Raw genomic sequence first — 13,326 nt, 5'->3', positions numbered from 1 at the left:
TATCATTTTTATTTTAAAATAGTATCAATTTTCTTTTTGGTTTCGTCTAATAACAACTGTTCTATGACTTTGCTAAGCTCCGGATAGTTCTTCATATTCTCCCAGGATTCGGCAAATTCTGTGATGTTTTGGACTCCTTTTTCAAGGCTTGCTATAAAATGATGCTTCCTTTGAATCAGGCCTCTGAAACCATAGGCTCCTAAGACTTGTAAGAATCTCATCATCTGAATTGGTTTAAACGAATCTTTTAGTTGATGTTGAGTTTTTTGATCTTCAAAAAGTTGAATGTAAAAATCCAACATTTCATTTTTAAAATTTTCAGGAAAATCTGCCTTGGCTTGAAACAAAAATGAAACAACATCATACATCAAAGGGCCCTTCATTGCCGATTGATAATCAATGAACGAAACTTCATCTTTCTCATTAACCATGATGTTTCTTGCCTGAAAATCCCGGATCATGATGCCTTTAGGTTCAAGGCTCTCTACCAATGAAGCAATTTTTTTAAATTCTTTCAATAAGGTAGATTTATTATATTCCAGCTCCAAAACATCAGCTACGAAATTTTTAAAATAATACAGATCATGAATCACTGGAAGCTCATCATAACTTTCATATTCAAACGTTTTGGAGAAATCAATTTTTTCCTGTGTTTGAACCTGTAGTCTGAAAAGCTTTTCCAGAGTTTGCTGTACCAAAGTTTTTACACGAGATGAAACCTGTTCTTGTGTAATGATCTCCGATAAAGTTTGCCCTCCTAAAAACTCCTGCACATACATTTTCCTGTCCTCAGAGATGGCAAGAATAGCAGGGGTATTAAGATTAAGCGCAGAAAATACTTCAGAATAATAAAGAAAACTTTCATTTTCCGGAATATTCTCATTGTAGGTGATGATGTATTTTTCAGTATCGGTTATGGCCAAAAAGTTGACCCTCGCAGAACCGCTTTGAGCTAATGTGATGAATTCAGTGGATTTTTTGCCTAATTGGCTTTCAAAAAATCGATTTGCGTGTTCAGAAGTCATAATTAATATGGAAACAAATATACTAATTTAACATGAATAGTTTTTAGGAGGGAAGTGGGAAGCTGGGACAGGGAAGAACTGCAGTTGAAAATAGCGGATGAAGCTTGTTTCTAAGCAGTGGATTTGAATAATTTTGTTAAAAGAACACTATGATTTATCACTTAATGGTGGAAATTATACTTTATGTACCGAGCTTTCTGTTTTATATTTTAACTTTCTTGCTTCTCATTCAGGTTATTACAGCCTAATTTTTATCTTTGTAGTATGTTAAAGGACTTTAAGCCGGTGTTAGGGATTTTGCTGCGCTTCATCATTATTTATCTGGTGTTGCTTTTTGCATATCAATTTTATCTGAATGCGAATAAGGATTCCGGTTTGGATCCTTTTTCAAACGTTATTGCCAACCAGGTGAATGCGATACAACATGTTTTAGGGTATTCCTCCCAACTTTACAACGATGTGAGTAATGATCAGGTGTGGTTTTATGTAAAGAAACAATATGTAACGAGGATGGTAGAAGGATGTAATGCTATTTCTGTTATGATCCTGTTTGTATCCTTTGTTTTTGCTTTTTATAAAGGATCTAAGACATTTGTTTTTGTGCTGGCAGGGCTGGGTTTACTTTACATTATGAATCTTTTACGGATTGTGGGATTGAATATTGTAATGGCAGAACACAAAGAATATGGTAAAATGTTCCATGACTTTGTTTTCCCAGCAGCTATTTATGGCAGTGTTGTTTTACTTTGGTTAATCTGGATTAAATTCTTTGCTTTAAAACATGAAAATTCTTAGTTGGCTTCTTGTTATTTTAGGAATCTGCGGTCTCATAGGAGTGAGAGTGGTGGAAAATAAAATGTTTTATGATCCATTTCTGGATTATTTTCATGAGAGTAATCAAAACATCAGCCTCCCAGCGTTTGAGTGGGGGAAATTAATAGGAGGTCATTTGTTCAGATTCATCCTTAATCTTTTATTCTCCTGTTTGATTATTCAGGGATTATTTAAAAATAAACAATGGACGATGCAAGGTGCTTTAATGATGATTATCGTTTTTGCGATTGCGTTCCCTATTTATCTGTTTTGTATTCAAAATAAATTTGAAATAGGATATCTTTTCTCTTTTTATATGCGAAGGTTTGTAATACAACCTTTAATTATACTTCTGATCGTTCCGATGTTTTATTACAGGAAGCAGATGGAAAGAAGATAAATAAAGAAGGCTGAGAAAGCAAATACGGCTAGGAATGTACCTGTATATTTGCTTTCTCAGCCTTTTTAGCTTTATATGTTACTTTTTTATTCTATAGTATGTTTATCCACACTTGTTACATTTTCTGCGGTCCATTCCACTCTTTTTACAAAGTCTTTTTGGCGTACAGGACAATTTTCAATCTGGCAAACTGGGCATGAAATAGGTTTACAGTCATCCATATGAAAATTAAATTCAATGTTTCTTTTGATGCTATTGGCTAGTAGAATAATAACTTTTTCCATTTCGTTATGGGCATCCCGTAGATCATAATACCAGGGTAGGGTGATGTGGGCATCAATATGCAACGAGGCCCCAAACTGCTGGATTTTCATATTGTGAACATCAATCCACTCTGTATGTCTGTTCGCTTCAAGGATTCTGATCACCTGATGCAGTATTTCAGGATCCTGTTCGTCCATGATACCGCTTAACGATTTTCTTACAATTTTATAGCCTACGAATATGATATAAAGTCCAAATATCAAAGCAACAACGGAATCCAGCCAATAGATTTTTGTAAAATAAACAATTACTAAGCTGGCAACCACTCCAAGGGTTGTGATGGTATCAGACTGAAGGTGTTTTCCGGAGGAAATAAGAACAAGGGAGTTCTCTCTTCCCCCTTTCTTTATGGAAATATAGCCCAACAGATAGTTGATAATAGCAGTGGCCAGAATGATCCAGATTCCTAAATCAATTTTGCTCAGGGTTTTTCCTACGATAAGACTGTTTATGCCCTCATAAATAATCATAAGACCGGCAATGGCAATTAAAGCACCTTCAATGCCGGAAGTAACAAATTCAACCTTTCCATGACCGTAAGGATGGTCTTCATCTTTTGGCTTTGCTGCAAGGTGAAGCGAATACAATCCCATAAATGCGCTGATGACATTCACAATGCTTTCCATGGCATCGGAAAACACAGCATCGGAATTGGTAAGCTTCCATGCAATAATCTTTCCTACAAAAAGAATAACTCCAAATGCAGCAATGATTTTCTGGAATCCTATTTTTTCTTTGTGGGTACTCATAAATGTGTTTGATAAAAAAAAGAATCTCAATTCTGAGACTCTTTTTTATTTTGTTAGTTTATACTAAGTTATTTGCTACAAGGTATTCTGCAATTTGTACAGCGTTTGTTGCTGCTCCTTTCCTCAGATTGTCTGCTACAATCCAGAGGTTAAGCGTTTTCGGCTGTGACAGGTCTCGTCTGATTCTTCCTACAAAGACTTCATCTTTTCCTTCTGAATACAGCGGCATCGGGTAGTGGTTGTTTTTTACATCATCCATTACAACTACTCCAGGAGTTTCAGATAAAATTTTTCTTACTTCATCCAGCTCAAATTCGTTTTCAAATTCGATATTTACACTTTCTGAGTGCCCTCCCTGAACCGGAACTCTTACTGCAGTAGCTGTTAAATTGAATGTATCGTCACCCAGAATCTTCTTAGGCTCTTTCATTAATTTAATTTCTTCTTTAGTATAGTCATCATCAGCAAATACATCACAATGAGGCAACGCATTCTTGAAGATCTGATATGGATATACTTTTGCAGCAGAATCATCACCGTTGATTTCTCCGTTTAATTGGTCAACAGCAGCTTTCCCTGTACCTGTTACAGATTGGTAAGTAGAAACAACTACTCTTTTTAAATCATATTTTTTGTTCAAAGGTCCTAAAACCATTACCAATTGAATGGTAGAACAGTTCGGATTTGCAATGATCTTGTCTTCTTTAGTCAATACATCTGCATTAATTTCAGGAACGACTAATTTTTTATCAGGATCCATTCTCCATGCTGAAGAGTTGTCGATAACTGTTACTCCAGCCTCTGCAAATAATGGGGCAAATTCAAGAGAAGTAGAACCTCCGGCAGAAAAGATAGCAATATCCGGTTTGGCAGCTATAGCGTCCTTCATGCTTACAATCGTAAATTCCTTCTGTTTATACTTCACCTTTTTACCTACAGATTTTTCGGAAGCTACCGGAATTAATTCTGTTACAGGGAAGTTCCTTTCTTCCAAAACTTTAAGCATAACTTGTCCAACCATTCCTGTTGAACCTACTACAGCTACTTTCATTGATTTAATTAAAAATTTAAGATTAAACTATTTATAAATTATAACGCATATAATTTCTTTGTCTGTTTTAAGCTCCAAAGACTTTTGCCCAAGGGAACGCGAATGCAAATAAACCTACTGCAATTAATCCCATAATAGTAATACCCAGGGAAATTGTATCGTTTGACTTTACTTTTTTGTTAACGATCGTCATTAATACTGCCGCAATAAGCATAGAAAATGGATGTTCAACATATTGGAATCTTAAGTCTGCATTTTTCATTACTGAACCCATGTCCATTCCTTTAGTGAAATTGATAACCAGCATAATGATTCCCAATAAGAACTGAACGTGGAAGAAGATCATTGTGAAAAGGGTAGTTTTCTTTAAAAACTTGTTCACTTTCCCGCTGAAACCGAACATAGTAGCTAAAAGAGCAATGACAAATAATGCCACCAAAAGAAGTTCAAGATACCCGAATCCTTTGTGGGCATTTTTCAAAATTCCGTAAAAATCCATATTTTCTATTTTTTTGTACACAAAGATAACAAAAATCCCGGCTCAAAGCCGGGATTCATATTTATAAAATCTAATATTGTGATAATTAGAAGTTGAAAGATAATGTTGCTGCCCAAGTTCTTCCGAATCCGAATAACACACGGTTATCTGTTGCAACACCTTTGTACATATATCCTAATTGTTCGTAAGTCTTCTTCGCTGTATTGTTTGAACCGTCAGCTAGCTTAGAAGGAGCATCAGATGGCAATACGTTTGTTGAAGCATCAGAAATGTAGAATGTATCAAATAAGTTGTAAACGTTTGCTCCGATTGTGAAATACTGAGAAGCGTCTTTTAACTTGATTTTGTATGAAATTCCTAAATCAAATAAGTTGAAATCAGGTAATTGTAATACTCCTTTATCTTGTGCTGCCTGGTTAGAGAAAGTAGCAATATCAATAGAAGAATATAGTTTTCCTACATATCTCCATGTTCCGAAAATGCTAAGGTCTTTTACCGGCTTAACAGTAGCTCCTAACGAAGCAGTTAACTGAGGAATACTGTTGTTACTTGTTCCTCCTACTTTTACTTTATCTAGATAAAGAGTTGATGCAGATGCTGTTGAAGATCCTGATAATGAAAGTGGGTTGTTGTTGTCATCAAAAGCAGATCCACTAGCATTTCCTTTATAGTAGTAGTCTCCCCAAGAGAACATACCCTGGAATTCTAAGAAACTGGTTGGTTTGTAAACCGCATCAAATTCAACTCCCTGGTGAACTTCAGTAATACCACTGATTTCAGCATATCCTGTAGCCGTTGTATTATCAGCTAATGTAAATGTCTGGTTAGTTCTTCTTAACCATCTGTCTTTCCATTCAGTTCTGTACACGTTAACGTTTGCACTGAATTTAGGAGATCTGAAACCATATCCAACTTCAGCTGAGAAAATTTTCTCATTAGTTAAATTAGCGTTTAAAACCTGGAAGTTACTTGGGTAAACAGAGTTCATGAACGGCTGTTTGCTGTAGTAACCAATGTTTGCGAATACGTTGTGGTTGTCATCAATATTATAGTTGGCACCCCCTTTAATATTATATCCGAAAAGATTTTTGAATCCGGTTTTTGTATTAACAACTTGTCCTTGTTGTTTAGTTACACCATCCTGAACGAAGTTATCAATTCTTTGATATCCTTGGTTAGAAACCGATCCCTGAAGGAATGCTGATAATTTATCTTTAGTATATTCAACCTGACCGAATGCACTGTACCAGATAACTTCTCCGTCATTACTATATCCGATCTGCTCGTTTAAAGGAGCCGTTTTTCCTCCAAGTGGATTCCATGCAAGTTGCTTGTAGTCATACCCTCTTGAAGGGATATAAGGTGCAACGTTGCTGTTTAGAATTTCTTTATATCCTTTTGCTCCGTATAGATCAGAAACTACCTGATAGTGATAACCATAGTAATATCTGTCATCTGTACCAATTGAGAAGTTCCAGTTATCATTTACTTTATGCTGGAAGTTGGCTAAGATACCATACCAGTTATGAGAATTGATACTTGATCTTCTGATGATACCATCTCTTACCTGATATTGTTTTCCGTTAGCAGGGTTAGTCACCATATAAGGAGTACCGGCTGCTGATAAACCACTATTTAAAGCAAAGATTTGGTTGTAGTCAAAAGTTCCGTCTGGTCTTCTGTAAAAGTTGATGTTATTGGTAGTAGGACTTCCATTGCTTCCAAATTTACCGTTCCAGTAGCTTCCAAGGTCTCCTGTTCCACCACCTCTACCATTAGACATGTATAAAACAGTACTTAACTTAGATTTTTCACTCATTGTCCAATCCCAGTTCAACATGATTACCGGTTTCGAGTAATAATTTGCTCTGTTTGCAATTGGAGTTCTTGATCCGTCTGGATTTACATAATATCCCCAGTCAGAGTTATAGGTTCTGTCAGGTGTATTATTATTGTCCGGATTATAGTTGATGTAGTCCTTAATGAAAGGAGAGTAAGTTCTTTGATCGTGCCATTGAGGAGAACCTGTAATGGTGAATTGGAAATTGTGTTTTTTGTTTGCTTCCCATCCTAAAGCAAAGAAGTAAGCATATGATTCATAATCTGTATTTTGAACATATGTGCTTCCAGCTTGTCTGCTCATTAAGAATGAAGAAGACCAACCTTTTTCTGATTTACCTGTATTGTAAGCAAAAGAGGTTTTTAAGAAGTCATTGTTACCAACTCCTAATCTAACAATACCTCCTTTTTTCATATCTGCAGATCTTGTAAGGAAGTTCATAGTACCTCCTACAGAAGCAATTGCTAATTTAGAAGAACCAAGACCTCTCTGTACCTGCATAGTACTTGTTACATCTGCTAAACCTGTCCAGTTTGACATATAAACAGTACCACCTTCCATATCATTTACAGGCATACCGTTTACCATTACTGCGATGTTTCTTGATTCGAATCCTCTGATTACAATTTGAGAGTCTCCGAAACCACCACCACCTTTAGTTGCATATACAGAAGGTGTTGTATTTAAAATTTCAACAAGTTCTTGATTTCCTTGTCTTTCAAGAATTTGAGCTGCTTTAATGTTAGAAACAGCTACTGGCGTCTTTCTATCTTTAGCGATATCCGTAACACCTTTTAAGATTACCTCTTCAATGTCTTTAGACTTAGCTTGCACTGTGTCTTTGCCTTGTTGAGCGTAATAAACACTAGCTGTGGATAATGTAATAACCGCAGTTAGTATTGATTTGTTGATTAATTTCATAATCGTTAGTAATAATTAGATTTAATTTTCTGCAAAATTCGCAAAATATATTTTAACTATTATTAACTCAATGTTAATTTTTAATCAGTCTTAATAGTGTTAAGTGTTTGATTGTCAGTTTTATCAGTAAAAAACGACTTTTTATATGAAAAAAGTCATGTTATTGAGTTTTTAATAAAGGGGGTGTCTTTTTGTTAAAAATTCAACGCTATTTCACCGCTTTGAGACTCAAATCTATATTCTCAGCCGAGTGTGTTAAAGCTCCCACGGAGATGTAGGTAACTCCTGTAGATGCTATTTCTTTAAGCATATCACGGGTAATTCCTCCTGATGCTTCAGACTCACATGAACCGTTGATCATTTTTACAGCTTTCTTCATTGTCTTAACATCCATGTTGTCAAGCATAATTCTGTCAACTTTTGCATTAATGGCTTCCTGAACTTCTTCCAGATTTCTGGTTTCCACTTCAATTTTTAATTTTTTCTTCGTCTTTTTAACGTAGTCTTTAGCCATTTTCACAGCATTAGTGATACTTCCATTGTAGTCAATATGGTTGTCTTTAAGCATAATCATATCATAAAGACCATATCTATGGTTGGTTCCACCACCAATAGCCACTGCCCATTTCTCACACATTCTGAAGTTAGGTGTTGTTTTTCTGGTGTCTAAAAGTTTGGTTTTACTTCCTACTAATCTGGAATCCCAATCATGCGTAAGGGTTGCAATACCACTCATTCTTTGCATACAGTTAAGAACAAATCTCTCGGTAGAAAGAATTGATCTGGCGCTTCCGGTTACAATAAGGGCAATATCTCCTACTTTACAGGGAGTACCATCTTTAATGAAAGTTTCAACTTTAAGCTTTTTATCAAAAGCTTTAAAAATAATTTCTGCCAATTCTACGCCTGCAAGAATGCAATCCTGCTTTACCAACAATTTAGCGCTTTGCTGAAGATCTTCAGGAATCGTGGAAAGTGTAGAGTGATCTCCATCCTGGATGTCTTCTTCAAGGGCATTTTTTATAAATGTCTTTAATGCTTTATCTGTAACGTATGCTGGTCTTTTCATTATAGTATGCTTTTAGGCTAAATCTTTATTGTAAAATGCTCCTTTGTTTTCTGTCATTTCCATAGATTGGGTAATGATGAGATGAGCAACGGTGGTAAGGTTTCTTAGTTCTGATAATTGTGGAGAAAGAATAGAGTAGTGATAGATTTCATCAACTGCAGCTGCAATTTCCTGGTGTTTTTGTAAAGCCATGTTCAGACGTCTGTTGCTTCTCACAATTCCTACCAGATCGCTCATCATTTCCTGAAGTTGTTTTCTCAGATAGCTGACGATGACCATTTCATCCATTATTTTCATTCCTTCTTCGTTCCATTCCGGAACTGCTTTTAAATCATCAAAATTGAATAAATTTTCATTAAGAAGGGATACTGTTTTCATCGCAGCATTGTGTCCGAAAACCAATCCTTCAAGTAAGGAGTTTGAAGCGAGTCTGTTGGCTCCGTGTAATCCGGAATTCGTACATTCTCCCACCGCAAAAAGGTTTCTGATAGAAGATTGTCCGTCTCTGTCTACTTCAATACCACCCATCAAATAGTGGCATGCAGGGACAACAGGAATTAATTGAGTGAAGGGATCAATACCTTCGTCTTTGCATTTTTTATAAATATTCGGGAAATGTTCAAGAAATCTTTCCTGATTCATTTCTCTGCAATCCAGACCTACATATTCATCTCCTGAAATTTTCATTTCATTATCAATGGCTCTGGCTACAATATCTCTGGAGGCTAATTCTTCACGTTCATCATATTTCTGCATGAATTTTTCACCTCTTTTGGTTCTTAATTTGGCACCATCTCCTCTTACTGCTTCAGAAATAAGGAAAAGCATTCCGTCAATCTTACTATAAAGAGCAGTAGGGTGAAACTGGTAATACTGCATATTGGAAACCTTTCCTTTTGCGCGGGCTACGAAAGCAATTCCGTCTCCTGTTGCAATAGAAGGGTTGGTTGTGTTTTTATAAACATGCCCGGCCCCGCCTGTAGCAGCTAGTGTAATTTTGGATGTGATTTTTTTGATCGTTTTGGATTTTTCATCCAATATATAAGCACCATAGCAATGAATATCTCCTTCGTTAAGTTCTTTTCCCGGAACATGGTGTTGTGTAATGATATCAATTACGTAGTGATGGTCCAGAATTTCAATATTTGGGCTGCTGTTAGCTGTTTCTAGTAAGGCTCTTTCAATTTCAAAACCTGTAATGTCTTTATGATGAACGATTCTGTTTTCGGTATGACCTCCTTCTCTTCCCAGAGCAAATTTGCCGTTTTTCATATCGAATTGAGCTCCCCATTCTACAATTTCATTGAATCTTGCAGGAGCTTCCTTTACTACCATTTCTACAACATCGCGTTTGTTTTCACCGTCTCCGGCGCGCATAGTGTCATCTATATGTTTTTCAAAATTATCATTCTGAAAGTCGGTCACTACAGCAAGGCCACCCTGTGCGTATTTGGTATTACTTTCGTCTTCATCAGACTTTGTTACAATGATGATTTTGGCATCAGGGAGTTGTTCAGAAACTTTAATGGCATAAGAAAGTCCGGAAATGCCGGAACCGATTACTAATACATCCGCTTTTATCATGTGCTTGCTTTAGGTACAATCATTTAAATATTAAATAAATTTAAACAATTTTTCGTTTGGTTTTCTTACTTTTTTCATGTGCTGGAAGTAATCTTCCTCAGAACGGTAGCCTAAAGCGAGGGTGACGGTTACTTTTTCTGTTTCGGGATTTATGTTCAGGATCTCTTCTATCAGATCTTGTCTGAAGCCTTCCATAGGGCATGAGTCTATATTTTCAATGGCAGCGGCATACATCAGATTGGCTAATACGATATAAGACTGTTTTTCTGCCCAGTTGAAAATTTCATCCTGTGTTTTTTGATTAATATGCTGATTAATACTGTTCTTGAATGGATCAAGTTTCTCAAGAGGAGTTTCTCTTACCTCAGAAATATGTTTAAAATATCCTTGGATATAATTTTCTTCAATGTTTTTCTTTGAAACAATCACAACAAGATGAGAGCATGTAGAAATCTGGGATGGATTATAAAAAGCAGGAACCAGTTTCTGTTTCATATCCTCGCTTTCAACAATGATCATCTTATAAGGTTGAAGTCCCAGAGAGCTTGCAGACAGTTTTCCTGACTCAAGAATGTTGTGAAGGGTTTCCTGAGGAATAATTTGATTATTAAATTTTTTCACAGAATATCTTCTGCTTAAAGCTTCCAAATAATTCATAGCACAAATTTAAGAATTGAATATGAATAAAGGGGCTTTAAAATGAAATATATCCTCTTAAATTAATACAAAAAAATCACCCCGCATAACGGAGTGACTCTTCTAATATAAATGATAAACGTGATTAATTTCTGTTTTTAACAATAATCCAGCCTGCAAAGTTGATGGGTGTTGTTTTGTTCATGTTATTTTTTTCATTCCATGAAACGGAATACCAATAACTTCCTGTAGGAACCCTTCTGCCATTAGCTGTACCATTCCATCTGTACCCATTGGTTTTGTCTGCCCTGAAAACCTGTACACCGTACCTGTCGAAAATATTAACTTCAAAATTAGGTTTAATAGCCAATGCTGAATAGTCAATAAAATCATTGATACCATCATCATTAGGGGTAATAATATTAATGAGATTAGGTATTGTGACATTAATCATAATAGGCTCACAATTGTAACTGTCTTTTACATATATTTTGGCAACGCCTCTCGTAACATTGGTGAACACGTTAGAATCCTGCCAGGTGATATTGTCTGTGGAATATTGATAAGGAGGCATTCCGCCATTTACGTGTACAGTAACGGTTTCTCCTGAAACATCTACACTAGAGATGACAGGGATTTCTGATGGGAATACCGTTACAGTTTGAGTAGTGAAACAATCTCCGGTTTTTAATTTCACCCAATAAATACCAACCCCAACATCTTTAATAGATTGTGTAGTGGCTCCCGTACTCCATTCATAGCTTTTGAATCCTGGGCCTGCATCCAGCGTTGTTTTGCTTTCTACACAAATGATTTTGTCTTTTAAAACTCTGGATGGAGCCGGAGCTTTGACTGTTAGAGTAACTTTAGCGATTGAAAAGCATCCGGTAGCATTGAAAACCTTAACATAGGCTACACCATTGGGAGCAATATAAGCACCTGGGGTAGTTATTTCATTGGTTCCATTAAGAGCGTCTGTTATGGATGGGTAATATTTTTTTGTAAATCCTGCCGGATTTGGAACAACGCCAGCATTAATAAGATTAAAAGAGGCTGTTAATGGGTTGCTCTCTATAAAGCATGACTCTATTGGGACATCATAAACGGTTATAACAGGATGGGTATTCAGTGTGATTTTTGCAGTGCTTACACATCCTTGCGCTGTAATTACCCTTACATATATAATCCCAGGAGGGGAAACATATGCGGAAGGGGTAGTGATCTGATTTGTGCTGGCGTTCAGATCATGTATGCTTGGATAAAATTCTTTAGTAACACCGGTTACTGTGGTTACTGCTGCGGTGTTGAGATCAAAAATACCGACTCCACCATTGTTATTGTTGCATTCTGTAAGGCTGGCATCGGTGGCTGCAAATGGAGTGGGATTTAGTTCTATAATGCCGTCTCCGTTATCACAAAGCGTTGATGTGGGGTCTTTAACCACTACTTTAATAATGGTGTTTCCTGTATATTGAAAACTAGTTGGGTTAGCTATAGGAGTAGCAACTCCCAATAGATAATATGTGAAAATATAATTTCCGGGATTGTTTACAAATTGGTTATTGTATGAAGTAAGGTCTACAGTTCCGCTTCCGGTTGCAGGGTTGGTGCAAACAAAAGGTTTTATAGTGTTGTTTAAAATAGGAACTTTATCTACAAAAACTTTAGCATTCTGGATGGAATGTCGGGCGCTAGCACCTCCTGTTGCTGCAGAAAATCCAAAATATCCCTGTGTTATTCCTACTGCATTTCCGGAAGGAGCAAATGACTGATCGGCAATAAGTACTCCGTCTATTTTAATTTTAATAATCCAGTTGGTGGGATTGGTAAGATCTGTTTCTCCGTTTACTTCGACGTGTTTGTAGTTGTTGCCTACAAACGGTTGAGTAGCATTCAGGTCTGGAGAGTGAAAAGTACTTCCAGGGGTATTGTTGAATTCTATATTGTTGCCAGCGGTATTATTTGTACCATATAAAACATGTACTTTACTCATCTGGCCTTCTGTAGTGTTGTTGAAAATATCAAAACCTACCATTAGTCCTGATGCATTGGCCGGAATTCCAAGACCACCACCTGATACAAATCCTGTAGGTGGGTTAGCCAGATACCAGAATGTAAAACCATCTCCACGTCCAAATTGGGTTGTACCGTTTCCGTCAATTCTGAAATCAAATTCTACCTTCCATTTATCACAATAGCTTAAGGTAATTGGAGTGGATAATTTTATAGCTCCGTACTTGCTTGTTTGGTCAGTAGTAAGTCTTATGAAATCTCCGCTTACGATAGCATCTGAAACAAGGTCCCAACCTGTAGTGTTTACAGGGTTTCCGGTAAGTTGATAGGTTTGTGAGTATATTTTTCCTGACAGACATAATAAAATACCCAGAAGAAAAATGAGTAGATTTTTTTTCATAG

11 protein-coding genes are annotated in these 13,326 nt (G+C 36.4%); 2 read left to right on the top strand and 9 right to left on the bottom strand.

Annotation, left to right across the window (positions count from 1 at the left end; genetic code table 11):
• Window positions 1-8 precede the first annotated feature (8 nt).
• Entirely contained in the window at window positions 9-1,025 is a 1,017-nt protein-coding gene (locus BLS98_RS06840; RefSeq protein ID WP_089734895.1) for an aminoglycoside phosphotransferase family protein, read from the bottom strand.
• Window positions 1,026-1,289: 264 nt separating this feature from the next.
• Between BLS98_RS06840 and xrtF the strand changes: the two genes are divergently transcribed.
• Window positions 1,290-1,820: an exosortase family protein XrtF gene (gene xrtF / locus BLS98_RS06835; protein ID WP_089734893.1), complete on the top strand. Its 531-nt coding sequence runs from the start codon at window positions 1,290-1,292 to the stop codon at window positions 1,818-1,820.
• Window positions 1,807-2,238 (top strand): exosortase F system-associated membrane protein, encoded by a 432-nt coding sequence (locus BLS98_RS06830; protein WP_089734891.1) that lies wholly within the window; start codon window positions 1,807-1,809, stop codon window positions 2,236-2,238. Before xrtF ends, BLS98_RS06830 begins: the two co-directional genes overlap by 14 nt.
• Window positions 2,239-2,324: 86 nt before the next feature.
• On the opposite strand, the gene BLS98_RS06825 is transcribed toward BLS98_RS06830, so the two are convergent.
• From BLS98_RS06825 to BLS98_RS06790, 8 genes are all read right to left on the bottom strand, one after another.
• Window positions 2,325-3,311 carry a cation diffusion facilitator family transporter gene (locus tag BLS98_RS06825; protein ID WP_089734889.1) on the bottom strand — a complete coding sequence of 329 codons (987 nt, stop codon included), beginning with the start codon at window positions 3,309-3,311 and terminating at the stop codon, window positions 2,325-2,327.
• Between the two features lie 58 nt (window positions 3,312-3,369).
• Window positions 3,370-4,362, bottom strand: a complete 993-nt coding sequence (locus BLS98_RS06820) for an aspartate-semialdehyde dehydrogenase (RefSeq protein WP_089734887.1) — start codon at window positions 4,360-4,362, stop codon at window positions 3,370-3,372.
• A gap of 67 nt (window positions 4,363-4,429) precedes the next feature.
• On the bottom strand, window positions 4,430-4,861 hold the full coding sequence (locus BLS98_RS06815; protein ID WP_089734885.1) for a hypothetical protein: 432 nt from the start codon (window positions 4,859-4,861) through the stop codon (window positions 4,430-4,432).
• 85 nt (window positions 4,862-4,946) lie between these two features.
• The gene (locus tag BLS98_RS06810) at window positions 4,947-7,622 is read right to left on the bottom strand and encodes a TonB-dependent receptor (protein WP_089734882.1); all 2,676 of its coding nucleotides are present in this window, start codon (window positions 7,620-7,622) and stop codon (window positions 4,947-4,949) included.
• A 208-nt stretch (window positions 7,623-7,830) separates the two neighbouring features.
• Window positions 7,831-8,691 (bottom strand): carboxylating nicotinate-nucleotide diphosphorylase, encoded by an 861-nt coding sequence (gene nadC / locus BLS98_RS06805; protein ID WP_089734880.1) that lies wholly within the window; start codon window positions 8,689-8,691, stop codon window positions 7,831-7,833.
• Between the two features lie 12 nt (window positions 8,692-8,703).
• Window positions 8,704-10,275 carry an L-aspartate oxidase gene (nadB, locus tag BLS98_RS06800; RefSeq protein WP_089734878.1) on the bottom strand — a complete coding sequence of 524 codons (1,572 nt, stop codon included), beginning with the start codon at window positions 10,273-10,275 and terminating at the stop codon, window positions 8,704-8,706.
• A gap of 30 nt (window positions 10,276-10,305) precedes the next feature.
• Window positions 10,306-10,932 (bottom strand): NAD(P)H-dependent oxidoreductase, encoded by a 627-nt coding sequence (locus BLS98_RS06795; protein ID WP_089734876.1) that lies wholly within the window; start codon window positions 10,930-10,932, stop codon window positions 10,306-10,308.
• 124 nt (window positions 10,933-11,056) lie between these two features.
• Window positions 11,057-13,324, bottom strand: a complete 2,268-nt coding sequence (locus tag BLS98_RS06790) for a T9SS type B sorting domain-containing protein (protein ID WP_089734875.1) — start codon at window positions 13,322-13,324, stop codon at window positions 11,057-11,059.
• Between the last annotated feature and the right edge of the window lie 2 nt (window positions 13,325-13,326).

The sequence above is a fragment of the Chryseobacterium jejuense genome (genome assembly GCF_900100075.1).
GTDB lineage: Bacteria > Bacteroidota > Bacteroidia > Flavobacteriales > Weeksellaceae > Chryseobacterium > Chryseobacterium jejuense.
Note: the sequence above shows the minus strand (reverse complement) of the source record. Positions and strands in the feature narration are given on the sequence as shown.

Coding starts and splice junctions, on each gene's coding strand:
- BLS98_RS06840 (WP_089734895.1), bottom strand. CDS start 1,025: ATGACTTCTGAACACGCAAATCGATTTTTTGAAAGCCAATTAGGCAAA.
- xrtF (WP_089734893.1), top strand. CDS start 1,290: ATGTTAAAGGACTTTAAGCCGGTGTTAGGGATTTTGCTGCGCTTCATC.
- BLS98_RS06830 (WP_089734891.1), top strand. CDS start 1,807: ATGAAAATTCTTAGTTGGCTTCTTGTTATTTTAGGAATCTGCGGTCTC.
- BLS98_RS06825 (WP_089734889.1), bottom strand. CDS start 3,311: ATGAGTACCCACAAAGAAAAAATAGGATTCCAGAAAATCATTGCTGCA.
- BLS98_RS06820 (WP_089734887.1), bottom strand. CDS start 4,362: ATGAAAGTAGCTGTAGTAGGTTCAACAGGAATGGTTGGACAAGTTATG.
- BLS98_RS06815 (WP_089734885.1), bottom strand. CDS start 4,861: ATGGATTTTTACGGAATTTTGAAAAATGCCCACAAAGGATTCGGGTAT.
- BLS98_RS06810 (WP_089734882.1), bottom strand. CDS start 7,622: ATGAAATTAATCAACAAATCAATACTAACTGCGGTTATTACATTATCC.
- nadC (WP_089734880.1), bottom strand. CDS start 8,691: ATGAAAAGACCAGCATACGTTACAGATAAAGCATTAAAGACATTTATA.
- nadB (WP_089734878.1), bottom strand. CDS start 10,275: ATGATAAAAGCGGATGTATTAGTAATCGGTTCCGGCATTTCCGGACTT.
- BLS98_RS06795 (WP_089734876.1), bottom strand. CDS start 10,932: ATGAATTATTTGGAAGCTTTAAGCAGAAGATATTCTGTGAAAAAATTT.
- BLS98_RS06790 (WP_089734875.1), bottom strand. CDS start 13,324: ATGAAAAAAAATCTACTCATTTTTCTTCTGGGTATTTTATTATGTCTG.